This is a genomic window from Neobacillus sp. GCM10027624 (assembly GCF_042675345.1).
GTDB lineage: Bacteria > Bacillota > Bacilli > Bacillales > Cytobacillaceae > Neobacillus > Neobacillus cucumis_D.
The window spans coordinates 51,202-75,192 of the sequence record NZ_JBHTHD010000011.1 but is presented as its reverse complement, the minus strand read 5'-3'; the positions used below and the strand labels follow the sequence as shown (position 1 = coordinate 75,192).

The window sequence follows — 23,991 nt, the reverse complement described above, 5'->3', positions numbered from 1 at the left end:
TTTATTTTTTTAGAGAGAATACTTTCTTCACTTCATATTTTGGTGTTTTCTCTAAATGGGTTTGAAATAAAACCACTTCACTCGCTAAAAATGCAAGGGGGTTCGGCTGTAGTTCCTGCCAAACATCAAGTCTTTCATGATGAAAGGGTTCATCCCCTGTCCATTTCCTTGCAAGAGTGATATGGGGACGAAACGGTCTTGTTTCAAGTTGAAAACCTGCATCTTCACATGCTGTAAATACTTTTTTTCTAACGAATTGAAGTTCATCACTTTTTAACGTATCCGCCCAAAAGATACGGGGAGATTCTTTACGTCCAAAAATTCCAAGTTGGTTAATCTGCAGTGAAAAAGAAGGGTTTCCCTTTAGTTCTGTTCTGACGTTTTCTAATGATTTTTCAAGTTGATCTGAAGGTGCAAATCCTAAAAAGGCTAAGGTAATATGCAAATCTTCATGATGGACCCAGCGGTTAAAAGGAAGGGACTGTTGTAATTTTTCACAATGGTCTTTCATGATTAATTTTATTTCTTTTGGAATTGGAACAGCGTAAAAAAAATGAGTTTGATGGTTCATCTCTAAACCTTCCTTTACTTAATTTTAGTCGATTTTTATCCATTTGTATCTAAAAACAAAATCCAAAGGTTTCCGATATTTTTTACATTATTTAAGTATTTATTATTAAAAAAAAAGGCTCTGTTAAACTTTGTTGTTGATTTCCGCTCCAATCAACACTGTTCAAAAATCAACTTAAAAAAAAGACGTTCAGCAGAGGTTTGCTGATACGTCTTTACTTTTTTTGCTTTATTCTTCTTTTGCGAGTTCATAGATTGCTTGTGCGTAGATGGCTGTAGCTTTGAATAAATCCTCGAGATCAATATATTCATCCTTTTGGTGTGCTACATCCGGTCTTCCCGGAAATAATGGGCCAAAGGCTACGCCTGACTTAAGAGAACGTGCATAGGTTCCACCGCCGATTGCCAGCAGTTCCGCTTTCTCGCCCGTTTGTTCTTCATAAACCTTCTTTAACGTCTGAATCAAGAAATCCTTTTCATCAACATGATGTGGTTTAGAATCCGAAAAGTTTTCAATCGTAAAACCTTCGTTTTTCAACAGTGCGTCTAGTTTTTCTTTTGTTTCCTCCATCTTATTGGTAACAGGGTATCTGCATGTCATTCCAATTTTCCCACCGGACTCTTTTGTATAAGAAAACTTACCAGGATTGATGGTTAATTCTCCTGAAATATCATCCGAAAAAGCAACTCCTAAATGAACTCCCCTTGAATCATCAAAAAAATAACGGGAAACAAATTGAAAATATTGGGCTGCTTTTCGATCTAAATTGAGCTTTGAAAGAAACTCTGATAAGAATAGACCGGCATTTTTACCGTTCCTTGGCTCCATTCCATGAGCAGAAACTCCTTTTACCTCTAATGTAAGCTTTTGACTTTCTTCTGAATATTGATGATCGAGTTTATATTGGTTCATAAAATTTGTAAACATTTCAGTGATCTCAGCCTGATTCTCTTTGATCTGAATCACTGCCTTTGCATAATCAGGAACCATATTATATCTTTTCCCTGAAAGAAAGGTTTGAACCTCAACATTTGCATCTATATTACCCTGATCCGTCCCTATTTGAACCATATCAAAGTCGGAAATTCCCTTTTCTGCGTTGATAATCGGAAAGTCAGCATCCGGAGCGAAGCCAAGGGAAGGCATTTCTTCATGCTTAAAGTAATGTTCCACACAGCGCCAATTACTTTCCTCATCCGTGCCAATAATCATTCGTACCCGTTTCTTCAACGGCAGACCAAGTTCCTTCACAATTTTCATGGCATAATACGCTGCCATTGTCGGTCCTTTATCATCAATCGCTCCCCGCGCATAGATTCTTCCATCTCGAACTTCAGCAGCATAAGGATTACTTGTCCAGCCGTCCCCCTCGGGAACAACATCGACATGGCAAAGAATTCCCAGCAAATCCCTTCCCTCTCCAAACTCCAGGTGTCCAGCTAGATTTCCAACATTTTTAGGGATAAATCCATCCTTCTCCCCTAGAGTCAGCATGTAATCTAATGCCTCTTTCACCCCTTTACCAAGCGGGGCATCCTGCGTAGCATTTTCTTCATCTAATAAGCTTTTGATATGTAATAGCCCCTGTGCATCTTTGAGCAGTGCCTCTTTTCTTTTTTCCACCTCAATGATCCAATCAATCTTTGTCAATTCAAATGCCTCCTAAAGCAAATATGATACGTAAAGCCAATATTATTATTGCAAATATCTTACCAATTTTCATAACAAAAGCGAAATCCATTATTATTTTTAATTATTGGCTATATTAAAATTCTTGTTGAATGTTGTAACAATGTTGATTGGAGCGGAAGGAGCGAAGACTCCTGCGGGAGGACGGGGCAGGGGAGACCCCACAGGCGCATCAGCGCCGAGGAGGCTCCCCTGACCGCCCGCGGAAAGCGAAGCGCCTGGAGCGGAAATCAACAGACAAGTTAAAAACAGACTTGCTATAAATAATTTACAAAAAATTCAATTAATTTATCATATTTCTAGCTTGATTCCCCATATTCTATACTAAGAGAATTTAAAGGAGGGAGAGTAACCACTATCTTTTAATAAAAAGATTATTTTGCAAAATGATGTATAATGGTGGAAATTTTCAGAAATTGTGGGTACAATAAGGTTAGATGTATGACATCTAAGTGTCCACTTAAACGTCCATGCAAAGGAGATGTCTGCGGAAAAGAAACTACATATTCTTGAAGAATAATTCTTCAAAGAGGCTGTCGGTAGAGGGAATTCGCCATAGGTTTGAAAAAAGGATAGGGAGTGGTTCTTTGAAACCTTCAACTAACCGGATGTTAAACCGCATCAAATGTATCTACATGTTTATTCGCAATAATGGCACTGTGACAACGCAGGAACTTGTAGAGGAATTTGGTATCACTCCTCGCACCATACAACGAGATTTAAATGTCTTAGCCTATAATGACTTGGTCATAAGCCCAAGCCGCGGAAAATGGACCACCACAGAAAAAAAAGTGAAAATGACATCTTAAACAGTTTATTAATGAATAAAAAAATAATGAAAAAATAGCATGCGATGAGTTCGCATGCTATTTTTTGTGCAATTTACTATATGTCCTTTTAAGTAAAAAAATTCTTCCACTTACCTTTTAACGTCAGCATGTAAAAAATCCACACCCGTTATTGCTTTAAATTCCTGGTCATTTATAATGCCCAGCATTTTAAAAAGGAAAGAATATTTTAAGATTTTTTTATGGATCCGCGGGGTCGAATTCATTTCTATCACCCTCCAATTTTACTATTATTTTATTCGTGAAATCTAAAAAGTTTCCTTTAGGCAAAAAAATTCTTAAAGTGAAATTCTTTATCATTATGGCAAAGATATCAGACTATACTTGATTTATAAACTTTTAAAATATATTATATTAATATAAAATTCTTTAACGCATAAAAGCGTTTAAGCACAAAAGAAAATTCGTTGTATATAGAAGGGTAGGAGCATTTTGGAAAAAAATCATCAAGGATTAAAAAGAGGGTTATTACCGCGGCATGTTCAGTTTATTGCCTTAGCTGGAATGATTGGGACCGGAATTTTCAAAGGAAGTTCAGATACATTAAATATCGCTGGTCCAGGTGTCGTATTAACATATTTTATTGGCGGAATATTATTGTTAATCATTATGGCAGCATTAGGGGAAATGGCAGTTTCCTATCCAAACTTAAACGTACAGCTTTTGGTTAATAAAGCATTTGGATTCAAAGTTTCGTTCATTGTTGGTTGGCTTTATTGGATTAACTGGATCATTGTTACCGTTGTTGAGTTGCTCGCTGCGGGAAGTTTCCTGCAATTCTGGTTCCCTTCTGCACCATTATGGCTGTTAAGTCTTTTTTGTGGATTATTGATTGTGGGAATTAATTTATTTCAAGTTAAATACTATGGAGAACTTGAATTTTGGTTTGCAGGAATCAAAATTTTTGCCTTAACGACTTTTATTATTTTAGGTGTATTAATCCTGGCAGGAATAATCCCCAGCTCCATTCATAACCCGCTTTCCAATTATACGGCTTATGGCGGCTTTTTCCCGAATGGTTTTCATGGAGTGGCCAGCGCGTTCTTAGTTGTTATGTTTTCCTACGGCGGAGCTGAATTAATCGGGGTAGCTGTTACGGAAACAAAGGATACTGAAAAGGTTTTACCAAAGATCATTAAAGGGGCCGTATGGCGTGTCATTATCTTTTATATCTTTCCAATCCTTATCATTTGTGGAATGATACCATGGAACAAGGTATCAGGTGTAGATAGTCCTTTTGTCCAGGTATTGAGTATTACCGGGCTGCCAGGTGCCGCACATATTATGAACTTTGTACTCTTAACTGCGGTTCTTTCAGCAGCCAATTCCGGAATTTATGCTACATCAAGAACCTTATTTTCAATGGCACAAAGCGGTGTAGCACCGAAAATTCTATTAAAAATTTCCAAAAATGGAACCCCGATAGCAGGGATTTTGATTACAAGTGCATGGATTTTAGTCGGAATCTTTTTAGCCTATATTACCCCTGACCAGGTAATTAGTTACTTAATGACGATACCAGGGTTTACTGTGATGTTAATTTGGATTAGTATCTGTGCAGCTCAGTTAAAGCTAAGACCACATTATAAAAACAAACCATTTTTCAGGGTAAAAGGGTTCCCATTTACTACTATTTTTGCGATTGTTTCTTTAAGTGTCATTTTTATTGGATTTCTCTTAAATTCAAATAATCTTATAGGATCAACTGTTTGTTTGGTAATCATGGCTATTTTGATTGTTCTTTCTTTTACTGTTCGAAAAATGAATTAGCAATAACAAGCCGGTAAGCTAGGTTACTAGCCCTATCCAGACTCAAAAAAGTGGCGGACGCTTCACCTTAAACAAAAAAGTGATACCCATTTGTGTGAGGGTATCACTTTTTTCTATTCTTCAGACTTGATTCCCCCGGTAGGTCCCGATAAATCACGGTTATCGGGCTCATCGGATTCCACAAAACGCCTGAGTGCCGAAAGTTTGTTTTCCCAAAAGATTTCAAAATATTGGAGCCAGTCCTTTAATTCAAATAATGGCTCAGGTTCAAGCTTGTACCGTGTTTCTCTTCCGACCTTTCGCTCCTTAACCAGACCTGCATCAGCTAAAACTTTTAAGTGCTTGGAAACGGCGGTACGGCTAATTGGGAATTGATCACTTATATCTTTAACAGGCATTTCTTGCTGGCTTAAAAGTTTTAGCAGCCTTCGGCGAGTTGGGTCAGCGATGGCTTGAAAGACATCATGTTTGGCCGAAGAAGCTTCCATTTATGCTTCAACATATCCTTGTAATTTTTTAACAAGACCTGCCCAGCCTTGGTTCATATTTTCACGGATTGGAGTATGCGGTGCACCAAATTCGGTTACCTTATTCGCATCCCATCCGCCATGGATTAAAGTAAATTCAGTTTTACCCTCTAACTCTTTTAATTCAAATGTAAGGCTCCAATCCTTTCCCCAATTAAAAGAAAGACGATTAGGCGGGTCGACTAGTGTAACCTTACAAGGGGACATCCCAAACTGTCCGGCATTCAAATGAAATTCATGGCCTTCTACCGGCTCCATATCGTTCGGCATGAACCATGCAGCAAGCCCTTCTGAGGTTGCAACAGCGGCCCATACTTTATCAATGGGAGCATTGTAGATTTCGGTATATCTGATATCCTGTAGTGTTTCATTCGTCATTTTAAAAAGTCCTCCTCATAATGTTCCAATTTTAATAATAAATTTATACAAATAAATAAGAAACCATTTGGTTTCACATTTAGAATATATAACACCTTTTGGTTTCATGTCAATTATTTTTTTATAAAAAAGGCAACTCTACAATTAGTAAAGTCACCTTAATAGACCTGTTTCATTCAATAATTGGTTTTATTAAAAACTTAATAAAAATCAATTTCCCGGACTGCCTGCCGCTGCTCCATTACTTCTTCTTCTTTTTTGAATGGCATTGACTCCCATTATAACCGCAATTAATTCCTCTGAACGGAGTTTTTCATTAAAATTAGTTAATTGAAAAGCTGGGGAGGCAAAAATTCCGCTTACTTTTTCAAATTTGGCTATTTGGTTCGATTGTTCATCAAATACCTCATATTTACGGGAGAAAGCCTCTGCTTCAATTATATAAACACCTCGATCAAAGGCATTATATTCATATTTTTTAGCAAAGAAGGTTAGCTTTTGTTTAAGGATCCCCATTTCTTGCTCGCTGTCGTCTAAAATTCTCCACTTATTGCTAAACAAACCAAATCTACCACTAATAATTTTTTTCCCATCCCCATCTATTACGTCAATACTAGAAGAAAAGGCGCTCCTGAGATCCAATTCCCCTACCTTCTCTTTTAAACTATTGTAAATCTCCGTCCTGCCAGACGAAAAAAAATTATCTTTAAAATAAAGCGAATCCTTGTTCATTCTGCCACTCCTCGTAACTTTTTCTGTCTACCAATATTACGTTAAATTTTGGAAAAAGTTTCAAATAGGAGAGAGAAGCTTGAATTCTGCACTTTCTGCACTGAACATTTGTCAAATGGATAATTTCCAAAAAACAAAGAGCCTAGAGTTAGTTTCTAAGCTCTTTGTTGGTTATTGGACAATATTTTTCCCATAAAAGATTTCGTCCATTTCCATTTTAATTCTTTCGGTGATTTCAATGTGTTCGTCAGGGGATAACTTGTCCTTTGTGTAACCAAATAAGTAATTATTTAAATCAAATTCCCGCAGCTTACATTTTGTGTGGAAAATATGCTCTTGATAAACATTTACATCAATCATATCAAACATTTCGCCAACATCTTCAGGAATATAATTTTGAATCGAACTGATTTCATGATCAATAAATAACTTATGGCCACTTTTATCCCTAGTAAATCCGCGAACGCGATAATCAACAATCATTACATCTGTCTCAAACGACCGGATTAAATAATGCAGTGCCTTAAGCGGTGAAATTTCTCCGCAGGTAGAAACATCAATATCTGCCCTAAAGGTACTAATGCCTTCATCTGGATGATATTCCGGGTATGTATGAACGGTAATATGACTTTTATCCAATTGCATGACGACTGATTCCGGCAACGGCCCAGGAGATTCCTCAAAGGATTCAGATGGCGCGTGCTCAACTGGACCTTCTGATACTAATAGAGTCACACTTGCTCCTGCCGGCTCAAAATCCTGACTGGCTATATTTAAGACATGGGCTCCAATGATGTCAGATACATGCTTTAACATTTTGGTTAATCGGTCCGCACTGTACTCCTCATCAATATATTGCAAATAGGCCTCACGTTCTTCTTTCGTTCTTGTATAACAAATATCATACATATTAAAGCTAAGTGATTTTGTCAGGTTATTAAAGCCATGTAACTCAATCCGCTGCTCATGTGTTAGCTTCATGGTATACTTTCCCCCTTTTCAAAAATCCAAGTAAATATTTATAGATTACCCACTGTGTAATCATGTTATTTGCAAATATTGTTCATTTGTTTTTTTTATCATAATTCTCCCATTATTGTGGAAAATAATTGAAGATGAGGTGAAAGAATGAAAAAACAAATTTTCATAGTATTTATTTTATTTTTGCTGCTGCCAACCTTTGCAAATGCAGAACCAATTGAGGCTCATATAAAAATGGCCTATATCAAAGATGGCTTCCTTTGGACAATGATGAATGGCAAGAAAGAGAAACAAACGAAAGAACCGGATATTTTCCCTTATGCCCCACAATGGTCGCATGATGGAAAGTGGATTTTATACCAAATCGAAACGAAAGAAAAAGCTAGCTCGGCCCCTGAACATAGTACAGAAATATGGGTTTATAATATCGAAACGAAAAAGCATAAAAGGATTACCTTGAATGGCACGAACCCGAAATGGTCACCTGTCGAAAATTTGGTAGCCTTTAAAAGCGGTGGCGTGTTAAATATCTCAGATCTTGATCATTTTTATAATATTGCTTTAGGAGTCGGGGATTATAATTGGTTCCCTGATGGCCGTTCCTTAATTACCTCCTCAAGTGCATCATTACGCCCTGACGGATGGACAAATCCAATCCTTTATAAAATAACACTGGAAAAGAATTTAAAAAAGATTACAAGCTTAACTAAACACGTAAAGCCTTTTTATACAATCCCGAAAGAATTGAAGAAAGGCAATGTCAGTATTATTGCAATTGATGGAACTGATTTTCAGTTTTCTCCTGATGGCAAGTGGATTTCTTTTATTGTTGGGCCAACAGCGTCGTGGTCAATGGACAGTAATATGGTTTGTGTTCTTTCTTCAGATGGAAAGAATTTCGAGGTCTTAGATGAGGTCATCCTTGGAGTGGATCATCCACAGTGGGCATTACATAAAGATTTAATTGGTTATATTGCCGGCGGCGGAAGAATTGTTTTTGGTTTCAAAAATAAAAACATGAAGGTCACGGAACTTCCAGCTTACAATACTCTCAGCATGACACCCGCGCATTTTGCCGAATTGGGATTCGGATGGAAGGATGACAATGCACTTTACGTTTCAAGGGTAAAAGAAAAAGAGTGGTCAAATGAAGCAAGTAAACGCCCCGATCCATCATTATTTTTAATCAATATTAATGATCAGAAGCAGACTCAGATTACTCATCCACCAGCAGGCCTGGGGGATTACAGCCCGGTTTATATTCCTTCTGTCAGCAAGGTAACTTGGTTGCGAAAAAAAGATATTGCATCTGCTGAGGAGAATTTATGGATTGCAAATCAGGATGGAAAAAATGCAAAGCTATGGATTAAAAATATCGGCGGTTATTCGTTTTACGAAAATCAAAAAGATTAGCACTCAATGGAAAAAGCAGCCATACTTCTGGCTGCTTTTTCATTGCTTTATTCTATTTCACTTGAAACTCCATCAATAACTCCACTTCTTCCTCCGTTAGTTCGCGATATTCACCAAGTTCGAGTGTCTCATCCAGAGCCAACGGCCCCATCGAAATTCGCTGAAGGTATACGACCTTTTTCCCAACCGCTTCGAACATTCTTTTTACTTGATGAAATTTTCCTTCGGTAATCGTAAGTTCAATATCAGAACGAAGCCCTGATTTTAGAATCTTTAACTCGCCGGGCTTTGTTTTATAGCCATCATCAAGTGTGACCCCGTCTGCAAAAGCACGGACATCTTCCTCCGTTACCTCTTGGTCAATTACCGCAAAGTAAGTCTTTGGGACATGCTTTTTAGGAGAAAGTAAGCGATGGGCCAACTGACCATCATTCGTAATCAAAAGCAGACCTTCCGTATCCTTGTCCAGCCTGCCGACTGGAAAGGGTTCATACACTTGATCCTCAAGCTCCAATAGGTCAATAACCGTCTCACAGGAATTATCCTCAGTAGCTGATAAAACCCCTTGCGGTTTGTTCATCATCAAATAAATAAACTCTTTATATTCAATCACTTCACCGTTTAGTGTCACGGTTTCTTGATTAGGCTCCACATGCTGTTTGGCATCTTTTACAACCACATCATTCACTTTTACGGCACCGCTTTTCAGAAGCTGTTTTACTTCTTTACGGCTCCCATATCCAATATTTGCCAGCATTTTATCGATTCTCATCGCTTACACCCCTTTTGAGAAGGTTTTTAAACTCTTAAATGCAGCTTTTGCTTTATCCGGTCAACGCGGTCCCCAAATAACCGGTTGATCAATCCTGATTTTAAACCAAGATAAAAATAGATTGCTGCTCCCACAGCTGCCGTAATGACAATGATAATAAGAGATTGCCCTTTAGAAGCAGGTGATAGGAATAACGTCAATAACCGATAAACGATTTCACAACCTGCCCACATGCAGCCGGCAAAAATGAAAATTAGTAAGCTTCTCCGAAAGACAAGCCGATACTGAAACTCTACAAATTTTTTAATTACGAATAAATTAATCGAAATGGCTGCCATGTATCCAAGAGTAGTTGCCAGTACTGCCCCTTGTGGTCCCCACTTTTGTATTAGTGGAATATTTAATGATAATTTTATCAGTAATCCTACCAGCAAGGTTAAAACAGTAAATCGTTGTTCATTAATCCCTTGTAAAACGGAGGCCGTTACATAGTACAAGGAAAACAAGATCGCCACAGGAGCATATGCCCTTAATACTTCCACTCCCAGCATTTTATGCTCATAGAATACGGTATAAACAGGCTCAGCCAGTAAAGAAAGTCCAATGGCTGCCGGCAAAGTTAAATAAAGAAGTACCTGAAATGCTTGATTTAATTGGTGATTCAATCCACTTCGGTCTTTCTCAACGAATGCTTTCGTGATACTTGGCACCAGTGCCAACGAAAATCCAGTTGCAAGTGAAACTGGAATGATGACAATCTTATGAGATTCAAAGTTTAAAATGGAGAAGGCATTTTTAGCATACTCCGTTGCCCCTAATGCACGGTAAAAGGTAAATTGATCGATCGCCTGGAATAACGGATTGTTGATTCCTACAAATACAAATGGGGCTGCATAAAGAACGATTTCTTTATAAATTTCTTTTAACGAGATATTGATGGTTCCTTTATCATGGATGAGAAGTTCATCCAAATAATGTTTTCTCTTATACCAATACCAAAATAACATCAATAGGCTTCCGATAGCTCCAACAAAAGCAGCAAAGGTTGCAACACTTACCGCTTGAACGGTGCTGCCATTTAACCAATGCAAGACAACATATGCACCTGCAAGTGTAAAGGTAATCCGGACAATTTGCTCAATTACCTGCGAAACAGCGGAAGGCCCCATCGATTGATGGCCTTGGAAAAATCCGCGGATTAAACTCATAAACGGAACGACGATCAAGGCAAAGCTTACTGCCCTAATAACCGTTGTGATATCCTTTAAACTTGAACCGACATCCTCATTTTTCGTAAACATCATTTCTGCGAAAAGCGGGGCAGAAAAATAGAGGATTAAGAACGAGACAAATCCGGTCGACAGCATAATTACTAAGCCCGATTTAAATAACTTGCGGCCAACAGCGTATTCTTCAAGAGCATTGTATTTGGAAATGAACTTTGAAACGGCAAGCGGTACCCCAGCTGTTGCAATACTGATAAAAATCGTATATGGAACATACGAGTATTGATAAAGAGCTGTTCCCGAAGACCCGACAATTTGATAAAAAGGTATGACATAGAATAAGCCAAGAACCTTTGATAAAATCGTTCCAAGGGTTAATATAAACGTTCCTCTTAAAAGCTTAGACGACATAGAATCCCTTCCTACTTCGAAAAGCGTAAGCGCCTTGTTCAGCCTAAGGCAGCTGCTTGCGGGCCAGACGGTGAAGTCGTTCTTTGACTTCATCGGCTGGCGTGACGCGACCTAGGAAAAAAGCAGTTCATTTTTTCCCTCGAGGAGCTAGGCGCTGGAGCTAGACAGTATTCATGTTAAAATTTTAAAATGTGTTCTTTCTCAAAGTTAATTCGACTTTTTTTGCACACTATAGTAGTTTACAACTGTTTTCCCTTTGACGCTACTAACAATCATATTAAATTTTTTTGAAATATTGACTTTCCGTTTTCTTTTCAGAAAAAATGGTAAGGTTTATAATAAAACAATGCATTTCAATAGTTTAACCAAAAATTTCTAGGAACATAAAGTTGGTGAGAGAATGGAATTTGATTGTATAGTCATTGGCGGTGGTCCGTCAGGCCTGATGGCAGCGATAGCCGCCGGTGAAAAGGGTGCAAAAGTACTTTTGATTGATAAAGGAGACAAGCTTGGCCGAAAGCTTGCTATTTCCGGGGGAGGACGGTGCAATGTGACAAACCGCCTCCCTGTTGATGAAATTATAAAACATATTCCAGGGAATGGAAAATTTTTATATAGTGCGTTTTCCATTTTTAGTAATGAGGATATTATTGCTTTTTTTGAAAAACTCGGGATAGCCTTAAAAGAGGAAGATCACGGGCGGATGTTTCCGGCGTCGAATAAAGCTCAATCGGTTGTAGATGCTCTCTTGCAAAAATTAGAAGAACTGAAGGTCCGGGTTTTTAAAAATACAGCCGTAAAAGATGTCCTCTATGAAAACGGGCAGGTTTCAGGCGTAATACTGAGGGATGGTCAAAAAATAACCGCAAAATCTGTTGTAATTGCGGTAGGTGGAAAATCTGTTCCCCATACCGGGTCAACTGGAGATGGATACGCATGGGCAGAAAAAGCCGGGCACAAAGTGACCGAGTTGTTCCCGACAGAAGTACCTGTCACTTCAAGCGAAGCGTTTATCCAAAAGAAAACTCTTCAGGGACTTTCCTTAAGGGATATTGAATTAAGTGTTTTAAATCCAAAAAGCAAGCCAATGATATCTCATCGAATGGATATGATTTTTACTCATTTTGGGGTAAGCGGTCCAGCTGTTTTACGCTGCAGCCAATTTGTTGTCAAAGCGATGAAGAAGTGGAATTTAAAAGAGGTAACAATGAACCTAGATGTCCTCCCTGACAAAAAAGAGGAGGCCCTTTTTCAAGAAATTAGTAAGCTGGTAAAAAATGAACCAAAGAAGAGTATCAAAAACACCTTAAAAGGGATGTTGCCAGAGCGATACCTTCTATTTTTACTGGAGAACAATGAGATAGATCCTGCTGCACAGTGTGGGACTGTTTCTCATGAAAAAATTCGTAGTTTTGCAAAAAGCTGCAAGCAATTTACCTTTAAAGTGAATGGCACCCTGCCACTTGAAAAAGCATTTGTCACCGGCGGCGGAGTTTCTGTAAAAGAAATTGAGCCGCAAACGATGGGCTCTAAAATAATGAATGGTTTATATTTTTGTGGGGAAATACTTGATATCCATGGATATACAGGAGGATATAATATTACCTCAGCACTTGTAACAGGAAGGCTTGCCGGTACAAATGCCGCACTTTCTGCAAAAGATAGATCCTGACAAATTATTGTCAGGATCTATATATAATCATCGCAGAAAAACAATAAATTTGTTCCTCCTCTTCATCCTCTGTCATTGCTGCAACATTGTATTTAATATCCAGCAGACTTTTTTCATCTAAACCTTTTAAAAAACGATTCATTTCCTTTTCCAAATCCTTTTCATGCTCCCGGTCAAACAGTTTAACCTGAATCACTTTACTCTCTCCCTTTGTTTTTTCCTATCATTATTTCCCTATTTTCAGAATTTTAAAAATCAGCATCTGCAAAAATTTAAGAATAATTTAAGGTTCAGCTTTTAAACTACTATCAGAAAGAAGGAAAGGAGAAAAGAAATTGGATAAAAAACAAAGAATCTCGTGGGGCGTCAGCTTTGGGAGCTTGGCATTAGTGGCAGGGATGGTATCCTATCTCGGACTATCCAATGGAAATAATAATCAAGCAGCAGTGAGTCAAAACTCTCCGGCTAATCAAAATACAAATCAACAAGCGCAAAATAATCTTGATTCAAGTGGGGATCAGTCGTCAGCTGATTCTGATTCGAGTTCGAATTTTAGTTTTGATGATGATCAAGCATCGCAATATGGGCAAGGGAACAGTGATGATTCTTTTCAGCAAAATCAAGATCAATTTAATGGCGGCGGTCATTCATTTGGGCATCATGATGGCTTTGACACAACAACGGGTGGTACCTGATGTATCAATATCAATTTAACTCCATGAGTACGATGGTGAAAATCTCGATTAACCAAGAAATGTTTGCGAATGATTTGATGCCGATCTATAAGCTTTTCGAACTAATCGAGTCCACCTGCAGCCGATTTAAAGTAGATAGTGAATTATCCCAATTAAATAAACAAATAGGGAAACAAGTAACCGTTTCTTCTGAAATGTTTTCGATACTAACAGATGCTGAACACTATTTTCTTGAAACTTGCGGTGTTTTCAATCCGGGAGTATTAACTTCGCTTGAAAGCAGCGGGTATGTAAAATCAATTGAGTATATTAAAGGACAATCATTTAAATTACCCGGCTTTTCCCCGAATGCCATTCACAATAATAAACCCTTTGTTTTAGACAAGGAGCAGCAATCCGTCATTCTCTTTTCAAAAATTGACTTAGGCGGAATTGCAAAGGGCTGGGTGATTGACCGTGCAGCAGAATTGTTAGAAGAAATAGGATTTGGCTTTATTAATGTCGGCGGTGATATTCGCATTTTTGGAGCATTGCCACGGTCATTAAATATTGGAATTGAGAGTCCATTTGATTTTTCCAACCTGCTCTCCTCCATTCAGATTGAAAGCGGTGCGGTTGCTACCTCAACTACCATGAAAAGAAGATGGAAGTTAAACGAGGAGTGGCAGCATCATTTGATAGATCCTAGGACCGGGCAGCCGTCCGAGAGCAAAATTGTTTCAGCGACCGTTACCGCCCCCACCGCTGTTGAAGCGGATGTATGGGCAAAGACCGTTCTTTTATTAGGAGATAAGGATGGAAAGAGTTTTATCCGCGAAAAAAGAACCCAAGCAGTACTCATTGACCAAGAGGGGAAAATTTGGAGAGGAGGAATTTTCGACGGAAATGTTAAGTAATAGAAAAAAACGATTCCACTTGTGGAATCGTTTATTTGGTTTCACCTGTCCAATTCATCATGCCGCCAATCATATTGCAAACTTTATAGCCTTGTTCCTGCAAGTAGTAACAGACATTTTCACTACGGCGGCTTGAGCGGCAGATGAAGATATATTCTTTATCCTTATCGAAATAATCAAGGTTGGCAGGGATATCTCCCATCCGGATATGCTTTGCACCCGGAATCATTCCCTCAGCAACCTCTTCATCTTCCCTTACGTCAACAAGCTCCAGCTTTTCCCCTTGCTTAAGCTTCGACTTTAATTCTTCTGGAGTAATAATTTGAATTTCTTCCATTTTAGCCATCCCTTCATAAAACATCCTCCAGCATTTTTTTACTGGAGGATGTTCAATTGTATTAGTTTGCCACGATATTGACTAGCTTGCCCGGAACCGTAATGACCTTGCGAACAGTTTTTCCTTCGATTTGTTCCTTCACCCGGTCATCGTCCATGGCGATACCTTCTAACGCTTCTTTACTAGCATCTGTTGGTACCTTTAGTTTTGTTTTCACTTTGCCATTTACTTGGATGACAATTTCAACTTCTTCATCGACAAGCTTTGCTTCATCATATGCTGGCCATGTTTCATAGGAAATTGTACCATTGTGTCCTAACTTTTCCCAAAGTTCCTCTGCAATATGCGGGCAGACTGGAGAAAGTAATTTTACAAAGCCTTCCATATAATCCTTTGGAAGGACCGTTGATTTATAGGCTTCATTGATAAATACCATCATTTGTGAAATAGCCGTATTAAAACGCAAGCCTTCATAATCCTCTGTAACCTTTTTTACAGTTTGATGATAGATTTTTTCCAAATTAGTGGCTTCCTCGTTTGGCTGGATCTTCGGATTTACCTCGCCATTCTCTTCCACTAATAAACGCCAAATCCGATCTAAGAAGCGTCGTGAACCGTCAAGGCCATTCGTTGACCATGCGATTGAAGCATCAAGAGGTCCCATGAACATTTCATATAAGCGAAGTGTATCAGCACCATGGCTATCCACGATATCATCAGGATTGACGACATTTCCTTTAGATTTACTCATTTTTTCGTTGTTTTCGCCTAAAATCATTCCTTGATTAAATAGCTTTTGGAATGGTTCCTTCGTTGGCACAACACCAATATCATATAAAAACTTATGCCAAAAACGAGCGTAAAGTAAGTGAAGCACCGCATGCTCCGCACCGCCAATATAGGTATCAACCGGAAGCCAATGTTTTAATTTTTCTTCAGAAGCAAGTGCCTGATTATTTTTTGGATCAATATATCGTAAATAATACCAGCAGCTTCCTGCCCATTGCGGCATCGTATTGGTTTCCCGACGGCCCTTTTTACCGGTTTCTGGATCAACCACATTTACCCAGTCATCGATATTAGCAAGTGGTGATTCACCTGTCCCAGAAGGTCGTATTTCCGTTGTTTTTGGAAGCATTAACGGAAGCTCTTCTTCCGACACAGCGGTCATTGCGCCATCTTCCCAATGGATAATTGGAATTGGTTCACCCCAGTAACGTTGACGGCTGAATAACCAGTCACGTAAACGGAAGGTTACTTTCTTAGTTCCAATTCCTTTTTCTTCAAGCCAAGAAATCATCTTTTGAATGGCTTCTGTTTTATCTAAACCATTTAAGAATTCAGAGTTAATATGTTCCCCGTCACCTGTATACGCTTCTTTTTCAATATCACCGCCTGCAACTACTTGCTTAATAGGCAGGTCGAATTGTTTAGCGAATTCGTAGTCCCGTTCATCGTGTGCCGGAACCGCCATAATTGCACCGGTTCCATAGCTTACTAACACATAATCGGCAATCCAGATCGGCATTTTTTCACCATTTACAGGATTTATGGCATAAGCACCTGTAAATACACCTGTTTTCTCTTTTGCAAGATCTGTCCGCTCAAGATCGCTTTTGGTTTTTACTTTATCTAAATAAGCATCCACTGCTGAACGTTGCTCAGCGGTTGTAATTTTATCAACAAAGGCATGTTCTGGGGCAAGCACCGCATAGGTTGCTCCATATAGTGTATCTGGTCTTGTTGTGAACACAGTGAAGGTTTCATCATGTCCGTCAATTTGGAAGGTGACTTCAGCACCTTCAGAGCGGCCAATCCAATTGCGCTGCATTTCTTTCAAACTTTCCGGCCAATCAAGTTCTTCAAGGTCTTCAAGCAAACGGTCAGCATAGGCCGTAATTTTCAACATCCATTGCTTCATTGGACGGCGTTCTACCGGATGTCCTCCGCGTTCGCTTTTTCCATCGATGACTTCTTCATTAGCTAATACGGTTCCAAGTGCCGGACACCAGTTAACCGCCACTTCATCAATATAAGCAAGACCCTTTTCCCATAGTTTCAAGAAAATCCACTGCGTCCATTTATAATATTCAGGATCAGTTGTGTTTACTTCACGATCCCAATCGTAAGAGAAACCTAGTGATTTAATTTGTCTGCGGAACGTGTTAATATTCTGTTCTGTGAATACTGCCGGGTCATTTCCGGTATCCAATGCATATTGTTCGGCAGGTAAACCAAAGGCATCCCAGCCCATTGGGTGAAGAACATTATAGCCCTGCATCCGTTTCGTACGTGAAAGAATATCTGTTGCTGTATAGCCTTCAGGGTGTCCGACATGAAGTCCGGCACCGGAGGGATATGGAAACATATCAAGCGCATAGAATTTTCGTTTATCATACTCTTCGCTTGTTTTGAATGTCTTCTCTTCTTCCCACTTCTTTTGCCACTTCTTTTCGATTTGTTGATGGTCGAAACTCATAAGATTTTCCTCCTTAAAAATAAAAAACCTCTCATCCCCAAACAGGGACGAGAGGATTGTATGTATCTTCCCGCGGTACCACCCACATTAGTGTTAAAACACTCGCTTCATTCTCCTTAACGCGGTAAACGGCAAACATTACTCTTCTTTCGTGCCTGCAACTCCTAGGCGAGTTCATGATGTACCCGATTGACTTTCACCAGCCGTCAACTCTCTAAACGGGCAAGAACCATTACTATTCCTAATCCATGTCTTTCAATATAAAGATATACGGTTATTGTATAAAATTTCCCGGCAATTTGCAAGATAACAAAAGCCTAAATTCAGAATTGCCGCATTCCTTCTCTTTTAAACATAAAAATGGACAAAGTGGTTAAAATACCGCTTTGTCCACTCCATACGGACAAATCCTTAGATTTGTCCACGAACGGTGCCTGTCACCGTTGCGCGGTCATAGATTAGGGTTGTGACGATTGCCACCAAAAATAGCGCGATTAATACGGTAAATAATGTGGACATGCTGTATAAATCGACGATTATTCCGCCTAATAGCGGACCAAGCATTCTGCCGCCGGTGGCAGTGCTATTGACAATTCCTTGGTAAAATCCTTCACGGCCCTTAGGTGATAAGGCAAAAGCAACTGTTGGGACCGCCGGCCAAATAAACATTTCACCGATGGTTAAAATAATCATCCCCATAAGAAACCCAAAAAAAGCATTGGAATTACCAGCTACGACAAAGGAAATAATAAAAATGATGATTCCGGTCACCATCTGTACCTTTAACGAAGTAACCCAGCGTTTTAAAACACTGTTTAAAAGGGGCTGGCCAAGAACGATTAGCGCACCATTTATCGTCCATAATAAACTATATTGTGATAGAGAAATATGGATTTCCTGCGTGTATGAAGCAATCGTCGTTGTCCATTGAACATAGGCTACCCAGCATAGCAAGTAACCAGAACATAGGATAAGTAATGATTTTAAATTCCTTTTGTTTTTTACTTGGATATGCTCTTCTTGCTTTTTCTTTTGTTTTATCGAACTCACATTAATATTCCTATAGCCAAAAACTGCAATGAAGAAAAATATGATATACATAACAGCATTTGCTAGAAAAATTAATTGCATAGAATAATCAGCAACAATTCCGCATAGTGCAGCCCCGACTGCTACACCCAGGTTTTGGGCAACATACACAGCATTAAAAGCTTTTCGACCACCCTCAATCCATACGGAACCTGCCATAGCGTACATGGAAGGAAAAATAATGCCTGTTCCAAGTCCAATGATGGTTAAAAAGATCACATATTCTGGCCAGCCATGCCAAATCGAAAGTCCAATGATGGCAAACACTGAAACCCCAATACCTGCTAAAATTGATTTATAACCCCCATACTTATCAAAAAAACTACCGCCAATTAGGTTACCAATGACACTTGCACCAGAGTTTAACATGAGAACAACTCCTGCCATCGATAAACTTTTTCCTAAATGATCATGAATATAGATTGTATTTAAAGGCCATAAAAAAGAAGAGCCAGTTGAATTCACTGCCATCCCGATAATTAACAGCCATAATGCACGCGGCATGAAAATTCCCCTTTACATATAAATATTTCGAAACCCTACATAAGTGTAGTGTACTTTTACTTAACGCGCAATCCTTTTTCATTGCCTTATTTCGACTGAAAAATCACATATAAAAAACCCCCAACAATTTGTTGAGGGTGAACAGTTAATTAAGAAGACTGTTCCTTTTCTTGATGAAATTTCGATTTTACCGGTTGCCCGCCTGTCTCTTCATATTTCTTTTTTGCCTGTTTCACTAAATCAACATCCTGACCTAACTCCAAATCGTTATTATTGATGCCATTCCTTGTTTTTTGTTCTGGATTTTGCTGTTTCGACCGTTTTTTCACCAAAGTTTCCTCCTCAATGGTTACTCAAGAATTTGTGTATTTTGATAAGGCCCCTGTAAAATCATTGTATTTTGAATCTGTTGCAGCTGTAGTCTCATTCTGTGCAGCTGCTCCCTTTGTTGTCCATTTGCAAATTGTGCCATTTTACAAACATCCTGATAGGTTTGTTCAAGTCCTTGTAAGGCATTCGTATAATCATCGTTATTATAATGTTGTTGAAGGCTGCCTTCCCGATATTGATCCTGGGCAAATCGAATAGCATCCTCACATTGCTGAATTAAATGACTCATTGAATCACGAGTAGCCATCTTAGAACCCCTTTCCTATTGCTATGAACACTGAAGCGCACCGCTTCAATCCTTATTTTGTTCTTGATTTCTTTTCCTATAACAGCAAATAAAATCCATTTGGATAAGCCCATACTTCATGATAAAATTTACTTTATGTGCTTCTTTATAAATTCTTTTATTAGGAGGTTTTCGAATGATTGAAACGAAACCTTTTCCATATGCATTAGATGATAAACGTTACCATACGTGGAATTATCATCTTCGCCACCATTTCGGCCACAAGGTTTTTAAAGTGGCATTAGATGGCGGATTCGATTGCCCAAACCGCGACGGTACGGTGGCTCATGGAGGCTGTACCTTTTGCAGCGCTTCAGGTTCTGGGGACTTCGCCGGAAACCGTGCCGAGACATTAGAAACCCAGTTTCTTGAAATAAAAGAAAAAATGCATACAAAATGGAAAGACGGAAAATATATGGCCTATTTCCAGGCGTTCACGAATACCCATGCACCTGTTGGGGTTCTTCGTGAGAAATATGAAGCGGTACTAAATCAGGAAGGTGTTGTGGGGCTGTCGATTGCCACCCGCCCGGACTGTCTACCGGATGATGTGGTGGAATATCTGGCTGAATTAAATGAAAGAACCTATCTTTGGGTCGAGCTTGGTTTACAGACTGTTCATGAACGGACAGCCATGTTAATTAACCGCGCCCATGATTTTCGATGCTATGTTGAGGGAGTTAACAAATTAAGAAAACATGGGATTCGCATTTGCTCTCATATTATTAATGGCCTGCCGCTTGAAACGAATGAAATGATGATGGAGACTGCCCGTGAGGTCGCAAAACTTGATGTTCAAGGGATTAAAATCCATTTACTTCACCTTTTAAAAGGGACACCAATGGTAAAACAATATGAAAAAGGCATGCTAGAGTTTCTCTCCCAAGAAAACTATATAAGCCTAGTATGCGACCAATTAGAAATTTTACCACCCGAAATGATTGTTCATCGCATTACTGGTGACGGACCAATTGACTTAATGGTTGGACCAATGTGGAGTGTAAATAAATGGGAAGTTTTAAATGCAATTGATGCCGAGCTAAAAAGAAGAAACAGCTGGCAGGGGAAATTTTTTCAAAAGGGGAATATCCAATGAAATTAGAGCGGATTCTTCCTTTTGCAAAACAGTTGCTATCCAAAGCTGTAAAACCTGGTGATATTGCTGTTGATGCAACACTCGGGAACGGACACGATAGCCTATTTTTAGCTGAGCTTGTCGGCGAAAATGGTAAAGTATATGGTTTTGATATCCAAGAAGAAGCCATAGGAGCAAGTAAGGAACGGCTGTCCAAGCATAATATGCTCGAACGGGTAACACTTTTTCGTGAAGGACACGAGAAAATTAAACAAAAAATTCCTGCTGCTGATTACGGAAAAATAACAGGAGCGATTTTTAACCTAGGATATCTACCAGGCAGCGATAAAACGGTTGTCACAAAACCTGGAACGACTATTGCAGCGATTGAGCAACTTTTAGACATAATGGAGCCTGAAGGAATCATTATTCTTGTCATTTATCACGGTCATTCTGAAGGTGCATTCGAACGTGATGCGCTTCTAGAGTATTGCCAAACACTCGACCAAAAGTCTGCACATGTCCTAACGTATCAATTTATCAACCAACAAAATAATCCGCCATTTATTGTGGCGATCGAAAAACGTTAAAAACCAGGCTTGAAAAGGCCTGGTTTTACTTTATCAATCTTGTAGCAAATGATGGCACCCATTTTTGGAAAGAACGATAAGCTAGTCCATTAATAAAAAAGAAGTAGCTAATGATTCCGCCGATTTTTATGATTTCCTTTGCCAATTTCCGAACATTCTTTTGTTTTCTTACTTTACCATCTGATAAATAAATCCCTAACAAACCACGATTAATCAACTGGTGGAATTTCTTGTGAGGAAGATATTCTGTATGACGGTCTGCTTCTAAAACAAAGTGTTTCAACCTTTTAAAGAGCTTTTCCTGATTTTCATAATAGAAACAAAAATTCAAATCTCCGCCCTTAATGTCTTCCTCTTGATCAATAAAATAATCTAATAAAATGTGCAGGCCTTGTATATAAGGAAAATAACCTTTACGGATATTTTCCGCATCCTTCTCCTGGAAATCCTCCCGCATTGCATAGGAAATAAGGCAAAATATCCCAAGTGTAGAACCAGAGCAGGCAGAAAACTCGTACCATTCCATGTCTGGAAGTTGATTTTTATAAAGATTAAACCAATTTTCCAACCTAGGTACCCTCTCTTCTTTTACCACATGCTTGTGAATTTGCAGATCACAATAATAGCGGCAAAGCTCTAGAAGGTATTTCTTGATTAAGTCATAATTTCCCATTTCGTTTAATACCGAACGACATGTTGCTGCCAAATCATTTAAATAATCATCATCGTCCTGGTCTTCACGAAGGCGATAATAATTTTTCCTAGTTGCTTCTATTGATAGTGCATCAGCCATGGATTCGTGAAGGGCGGCAAAATCGTTCGGGTCAAGAGATGTACTTCGATCACAAAGATTGTCCAAATAATCGCTGATGGTTTGATAAGCTACAATAAACTTCACGGCTTTTTTATAATGCTGATTGGCAGTTAGTGCCAGAATAGCACCGCCTTCACAGTGAAACGTTTTATGCTCTATACTGGCAAGTGCCTGGTTTCGTAGCTCTGAATTTGGAATATTTTCTGCGCGTTTTTTCCAATAACCTAATTCTTGGTGAACAGCCGGAATGATTTTACGGTATACGTTTGACATTAGATTAATTGGCATCATCGAAAAACTCATCATTCCACCTCTTTTTTATACAATGTATCCAATTGCTTTCAACTGACTGGTAACAAAGTCTTTTGTGTATTCAAAAACCTCTTCGCGCTCAGGTTCGTTAAAAATCTCATGGTACAATTTTGACCATTCCTTAAATCTCTTTTCTGAAAATGGAGCATGGTTAAACCAATCTTTTACCGCTTTTTTATTAACAATTTTATCATCCCCACCCTGCATTACAAGGATAGGTACATCATGCGTTTTCTCTAAATTCAAAAAAGCAAGTTTCATCGCTGTCGTTAATTCACGATACCACCGGACAGAAACCTTTGTCACATATAGAGTATCATTTACATCGGCATCCCTAACATCCAGATTCCTTGTCGCCATTTCCACCGTTAAACCGGAATTGATGCGAAAGGAAGGGAAAACAAGATTCAAACCATACGAGAGAAACTCTAAAAACTTGGATGGCTTTTGGACAAGACCAAGGCAAGGTGAAGAAAGAATCACACCAGCTAAATTCATTCTCTCTTCCTGCATGAGCCGAATCGAAATTAAACCGCCCATGCTGTGACCAAGTAAAAACACAGGCAGATTGTAGCGATAGGCAGCCTGGACCCAGTCCTTCACTTCTAGTATGTATTCATCAAAGGAATCAATGTGGCCCCTGCTGGTTCTAGTGGTCATGCCTTGACCGGGAAGATCGGCCATGATGACATGAAAGCCTGATGTTCTCCACATTTCAATCAGCCAACCATAGCGGCGATGATGTTCCATGGCCCCATGAACCATCACAATAATCGCCTTAGCCTCCCCTTCTGCTTCCCACTTCCACATTTTCCTTCCTCCTTAGAAACCGCAAGCGCTGCGCGCTAGAACGAAACAATAGCCAAAATATTAGAACCCTAGTCATAATTATTATATTATTTTAACATAAGTTACAAAAATGACATGCATTTAATGAGAGGCGTTCAAATACTTTTTATTTCTTCCTCATTTTCGGTAAAATAAAACCATCACCTAGAAAGGGGAAAAATGAATGATTTATCCTTTTAAAAATAAATACCCGCAAATTGCTGATTCAGCATTCATTGCTGACTATGTCACCATCACCGGTGATGTTACCATCGGGGAAGAATCGGGAGTGTGGTTTAACACATCCATTCGCGGGGACGTAGCACCTACCATTATTGGTAATAAGGTAAACATTCAGGACAATTCCGTCCTGCACCAGAGTCCAAATAATCCGCTCATTTTAGAAGATGAAGTAACCGTTGGTCATCAAGTCGTTTTACATAGTTGCATTATTCGAAAAAAGGCCTTAATCGGGATGGGTTCAATTATTCTAGATCAGGCTGAAATTGGGGAGGGTGCATTTATTGGTGCTGGCAGTCTTGTCCCGCAAGGTAAAAAAATCCCGCCAAATACATTAGCATTTGGCAGACCCGCAAAGGTCATTCGCGAACTAAATGCTGAAGATATTAAAGACATGGAAAGAATCATTCGGGAATACGCAGAAAAGGCTCAGTATTATAAATCACTGCAAACAAAAAACTAAGGG

25 protein-coding genes and 1 other annotated feature are annotated in these 23,991 nt (G+C 39.0%); of the genes, 9 read left to right on the top strand and 16 right to left on the bottom strand.

Annotated features, from left to right (window positions below):
• Position 1 precedes the first annotated feature (1 nt).
• Together thpR and pepV are read right to left on the bottom strand one after the other, a co-directional pair.
• Complete coding sequence (gene thpR / locus ACFQZ9_RS16575) at positions 2–571, bottom strand: 2'-5' RNA ligase family protein (RefSeq protein ID WP_498944642.1); 570 nt, start codon at positions 569–571, stop codon at positions 2–4.
• Between the two features lie 228 nt (positions 572–799).
• Positions 800–2,221: a M20 family metallopeptidase gene (gene pepV, locus ACFQZ9_RS16570; RefSeq protein WP_498944641.1), complete on the bottom strand. Its 1,422-nt coding sequence runs from the start codon at positions 2,219–2,221 to the stop codon at positions 800–802.
• Positions 2,222–2,847: 626 nt separating this feature from the next.
• Between pepV and ACFQZ9_RS16565 the strand changes: the two genes are divergently transcribed.
• Positions 2,848–3,069: a DeoR family transcriptional regulator gene (locus ACFQZ9_RS16565; RefSeq protein ID WP_071358441.1), complete on the top strand. Its 222-nt coding sequence runs from the start codon at positions 2,848–2,850 to the stop codon at positions 3,067–3,069.
• A 471-nt stretch (positions 3,070–3,540) separates the two neighbouring features.
• Entirely contained in the window at positions 3,541–4,878 is a 1,338-nt protein-coding gene (locus tag ACFQZ9_RS16560) for an amino acid permease (protein WP_498944640.1), read from the top strand.
• Between the two features lie 113 nt (positions 4,879–4,991).
• Here the strand turns inward: ACFQZ9_RS16560 and ACFQZ9_RS16555 are convergent, their stop codons facing one another.
• From ACFQZ9_RS16555 to speD, 4 genes are all read right to left on the bottom strand, one after another.
• A complete protein-coding gene (locus ACFQZ9_RS16555) occupies positions 4,992–5,366 on the bottom strand; it encodes an ArsR/SmtB family transcription factor (protein WP_498944639.1) in 375 nt (124 codons plus the stop codon).
• Positions 5,367–5,783, bottom strand: coding sequence for an SRPBCC family protein (locus ACFQZ9_RS16550; protein ID WP_198309471.1), 417 nt, complete (start codon positions 5,781–5,783; stop codon positions 5,367–5,369). It lies immediately after the preceding gene.
• Positions 5,784–5,993: 210 nt separating this feature from the next.
• Positions 5,994–6,515, bottom strand: coding sequence for an LURP-one-related/scramblase family protein (locus ACFQZ9_RS16545; protein ID WP_498944638.1), 522 nt, complete (start codon positions 6,513–6,515; stop codon positions 5,994–5,996).
• Between the two features lie 171 nt (positions 6,516–6,686).
• Complete coding sequence (speD, locus tag ACFQZ9_RS16540) at positions 6,687–7,496, bottom strand: adenosylmethionine decarboxylase (RefSeq protein ID WP_026572142.1); 810 nt, start codon at positions 7,494–7,496, stop codon at positions 6,687–6,689.
• A 147-nt stretch (positions 7,497–7,643) separates the two neighbouring features.
• Between speD and ACFQZ9_RS16535 the strand changes: the two genes are divergently transcribed.
• Positions 7,644–8,909, top strand: a complete 1,266-nt coding sequence (locus ACFQZ9_RS16535; protein WP_498944637.1) for a TolB family protein — start codon at positions 7,644–7,646, stop codon at positions 8,907–8,909.
• Positions 8,910–8,961: 52 nt separating this feature from the next.
• Here ACFQZ9_RS16535 and ACFQZ9_RS16530 read toward each other — a convergent pair whose 3' ends face one another.
• Positions 8,962–9,681 (bottom strand): pseudouridine synthase, encoded by a 720-nt coding sequence (locus ACFQZ9_RS16530; RefSeq protein ID WP_498944636.1) that lies wholly within the window; start codon positions 9,679–9,681, stop codon positions 8,962–8,964.
• Positions 9,682–9,707: 26 nt separating this feature from the next.
• Entirely contained in the window at positions 9,708–11,318 is a 1,611-nt protein-coding gene (locus ACFQZ9_RS16525; RefSeq protein WP_498944635.1) for a putative polysaccharide biosynthesis protein, read from the bottom strand.
• Between the two features lie 400 nt (positions 11,319–11,718).
• Here ACFQZ9_RS16525 and ACFQZ9_RS16520 point away from each other — a divergent pair, with 400 nt between their 5' ends.
• A complete protein-coding gene (locus ACFQZ9_RS16520; protein WP_498944634.1) occupies positions 11,719–12,990 on the top strand; it encodes a BaiN/RdsA family NAD(P)/FAD-dependent oxidoreductase in 1,272 nt (423 codons plus the stop codon).
• 10 nt (positions 12,991–13,000) lie between these two features.
• Here the strand turns inward: ACFQZ9_RS16520 and ACFQZ9_RS16515 are convergent, their stop codons facing one another.
• Positions 13,001–13,186 (bottom strand): sporulation protein Cse60, encoded by a 186-nt coding sequence (locus ACFQZ9_RS16515; RefSeq protein ID WP_133334283.1) that lies wholly within the window; start codon positions 13,184–13,186, stop codon positions 13,001–13,003.
• A gap of 139 nt (positions 13,187–13,325) precedes the next feature.
• Here ACFQZ9_RS16515 and ACFQZ9_RS16510 point away from each other — a divergent pair, with 139 nt between their 5' ends.
• Together ACFQZ9_RS16510 and ACFQZ9_RS16505 are read left to right on the top strand one after the other, a co-directional pair.
• A complete protein-coding gene (locus ACFQZ9_RS16510; protein WP_498944633.1) occupies positions 13,326–13,685 on the top strand; it encodes a hypothetical protein in 360 nt (119 codons plus the stop codon).
• Positions 13,685–14,581 (top strand): FAD:protein FMN transferase, encoded by an 897-nt coding sequence (locus ACFQZ9_RS16505; RefSeq protein ID WP_498944632.1) that lies wholly within the window; start codon positions 13,685–13,687, stop codon positions 14,579–14,581. The genes ACFQZ9_RS16510 and ACFQZ9_RS16505 overlap by 1 nt, the downstream gene beginning before the upstream one ends.
• 31 nt (positions 14,582–14,612) lie before the next feature.
• Here the strand turns inward: ACFQZ9_RS16505 and ACFQZ9_RS16500 are convergent, their stop codons facing one another.
• From ACFQZ9_RS16500 to ACFQZ9_RS16480, 5 genes are all read right to left on the bottom strand, one after another.
• Complete coding sequence (locus ACFQZ9_RS16500; protein ID WP_498944630.1) at positions 14,613–14,918, bottom strand: rhodanese-like domain-containing protein; 306 nt, start codon at positions 14,916–14,918, stop codon at positions 14,613–14,615.
• A 61-nt stretch (positions 14,919–14,979) separates the two neighbouring features.
• A complete protein-coding gene (gene leuS, locus ACFQZ9_RS16495; RefSeq protein ID WP_498944629.1) occupies positions 14,980–17,397 on the bottom strand; it encodes a leucine--tRNA ligase in 2,418 nt (805 codons plus the stop codon).
• A gap of 40 nt (positions 17,398–17,437) precedes the next feature.
• Positions 17,438–17,655: a binding site (T-box leader), on the bottom strand.
• A 153-nt stretch (positions 17,656–17,808) separates the two neighbouring features.
• On the bottom strand, positions 17,809–18,990 hold the full coding sequence (locus tag ACFQZ9_RS16490; protein ID WP_498944628.1) for an MDR family MFS transporter: 1,182 nt from the start codon (positions 18,988–18,990) through the stop codon (positions 17,809–17,811).
• Between the two features lie 149 nt (positions 18,991–19,139).
• Positions 19,140–19,319, bottom strand: a complete 180-nt coding sequence (locus tag ACFQZ9_RS16485; protein WP_026572131.1) for a hypothetical protein — start codon at positions 19,317–19,319, stop codon at positions 19,140–19,142.
• 20 nt (positions 19,320–19,339) lie between these two features.
• Positions 19,340–19,627 carry a YtzC family protein gene (locus ACFQZ9_RS16480; protein ID WP_026572130.1) on the bottom strand — a complete coding sequence of 96 codons (288 nt, stop codon included), beginning with the start codon at positions 19,625–19,627 and terminating at the stop codon, positions 19,340–19,342.
• Positions 19,628–19,802: 175 nt separating this feature from the next.
• On the opposite strand from ACFQZ9_RS16480, the gene mnmL reads away from it, so the two are divergent.
• Both mnmL and mnmM read left to right on the top strand, forming a co-directional pair.
• Positions 19,803–20,762, top strand: a complete 960-nt coding sequence (mnmL, locus tag ACFQZ9_RS16475; RefSeq protein ID WP_198309483.1) for a tRNA modification radical SAM protein MnmL/YtqA — start codon at positions 19,803–19,805, stop codon at positions 20,760–20,762.
• On the top strand, positions 20,759–21,331 hold the full coding sequence (gene mnmM, locus ACFQZ9_RS16470; RefSeq protein ID WP_498944627.1) for a tRNA (mnm(5)s(2)U34)-methyltransferase: 573 nt from the start codon (positions 20,759–20,761) through the stop codon (positions 21,329–21,331). Before mnmL ends, mnmM begins: the two co-directional genes overlap by 4 nt.
• A 25-nt stretch (positions 21,332–21,356) precedes the next feature.
• Here the strand turns inward: mnmM and tbcS are convergent, their stop codons facing one another.
• Together tbcS and ACFQZ9_RS16460 are read right to left on the bottom strand one after the other, a co-directional pair.
• A complete protein-coding gene (gene tbcS, locus ACFQZ9_RS16465) occupies positions 21,357–22,448 on the bottom strand; it encodes a tetraprenyl-beta-curcumene synthase family protein (RefSeq protein WP_498944626.1) in 1,092 nt (363 codons plus the stop codon).
• A 15-nt stretch (positions 22,449–22,463) separates the two neighbouring features.
• Positions 22,464–23,267 carry an alpha/beta hydrolase gene (locus ACFQZ9_RS16460; protein WP_498944625.1) on the bottom strand — a complete coding sequence of 268 codons (804 nt, stop codon included), beginning with the start codon at positions 23,265–23,267 and terminating at the stop codon, positions 22,464–22,466.
• Positions 23,268–23,469: 202 nt separating this feature from the next.
• On the opposite strand from ACFQZ9_RS16460, the gene ACFQZ9_RS16455 reads away from it, so the two are divergent.
• Positions 23,470–23,988, top strand: a complete 519-nt coding sequence (locus tag ACFQZ9_RS16455) for a gamma carbonic anhydrase (protein WP_198309487.1) — start codon at positions 23,470–23,472, stop codon at positions 23,986–23,988.
• Positions 23,989–23,991 lie beyond the last annotated feature (3 nt).

Coding starts and splice junctions, on each gene's coding strand:
- ACFQZ9_RS16460 (WP_498944625.1), bottom strand. CDS start 23,267: ATGTGGAAGTGGGAAGCAGAAGGGGAGGCTAAGGCGATTATTGTGATG.
- mnmM (WP_498944627.1), top strand. CDS start 20,759: ATGAAATTAGAGCGGATTCTTCCTTTTGCAAAACAGTTGCTATCCAAA.
- ACFQZ9_RS16455 (WP_198309487.1), top strand. CDS start 23,470: ATGATTTATCCTTTTAAAAATAAATACCCGCAAATTGCTGATTCAGCA.
- ACFQZ9_RS16530 (WP_498944636.1), bottom strand. CDS start 9,681: ATGAGAATCGATAAAATGCTGGCAAATATTGGATATGGGAGCCGTAAA.
- speD (WP_026572142.1), bottom strand. CDS start 7,496: ATGAAGCTAACACATGAGCAGCGGATTGAGTTACATGGCTTTAATAAC.
- ACFQZ9_RS16520 (WP_498944634.1), top strand. CDS start 11,719: ATGGAATTTGATTGTATAGTCATTGGCGGTGGTCCGTCAGGCCTGATG.
- ACFQZ9_RS16525 (WP_498944635.1), bottom strand. CDS start 11,318: ATGTCGTCTAAGCTTTTAAGAGGAACGTTTATATTAACCCTTGGAACG.
- leuS (WP_498944629.1), bottom strand. CDS start 17,397: ATGAGTTTCGACCATCAACAAATCGAAAAGAAGTGGCAAAAGAAGTGG.
- thpR (WP_498944642.1), bottom strand. CDS start 571: ATGAACCATCAAACTCATTTTTTTTACGCTGTTCCAATTCCAAAAGAA.
- ACFQZ9_RS16535 (WP_498944637.1), top strand. CDS start 7,644: ATGAAAAAACAAATTTTCATAGTATTTATTTTATTTTTGCTGCTGCCA.
- ACFQZ9_RS16545 (WP_498944638.1), bottom strand. CDS start 6,515: ATGAACAAGGATTCGCTTTATTTTAAAGATAATTTTTTTTCGTCTGGC.
- ACFQZ9_RS16500 (WP_498944630.1), bottom strand. CDS start 14,918: ATGGAAGAAATTCAAATTATTACTCCAGAAGAATTAAAGTCGAAGCTT.
- ACFQZ9_RS16550 (WP_198309471.1), bottom strand. CDS start 5,783: ATGACGAATGAAACACTACAGGATATCAGATATACCGAAATCTACAAT.
- ACFQZ9_RS16555 (WP_498944639.1), bottom strand. CDS start 5,366: ATGGAAGCTTCTTCGGCCAAACATGATGTCTTTCAAGCCATCGCTGAC.
- tbcS (WP_498944626.1), bottom strand. CDS start 22,448: ATGAGTTTTTCGATGATGCCAATTAATCTAATGTCAAACGTATACCGT.
- mnmL (WP_198309483.1), top strand. CDS start 19,803: ATGATTGAAACGAAACCTTTTCCATATGCATTAGATGATAAACGTTAC.
- ACFQZ9_RS16490 (WP_498944628.1), bottom strand. CDS start 18,990: ATGCCGCGTGCATTATGGCTGTTAATTATCGGGATGGCAGTGAATTCA.
- ACFQZ9_RS16480 (WP_026572130.1), bottom strand. CDS start 19,627: ATGGCTACTCGTGATTCAATGAGTCATTTAATTCAGCAATGTGAGGAT.
- ACFQZ9_RS16505 (WP_498944632.1), top strand. CDS start 13,685: ATGTATCAATATCAATTTAACTCCATGAGTACGATGGTGAAAATCTCG.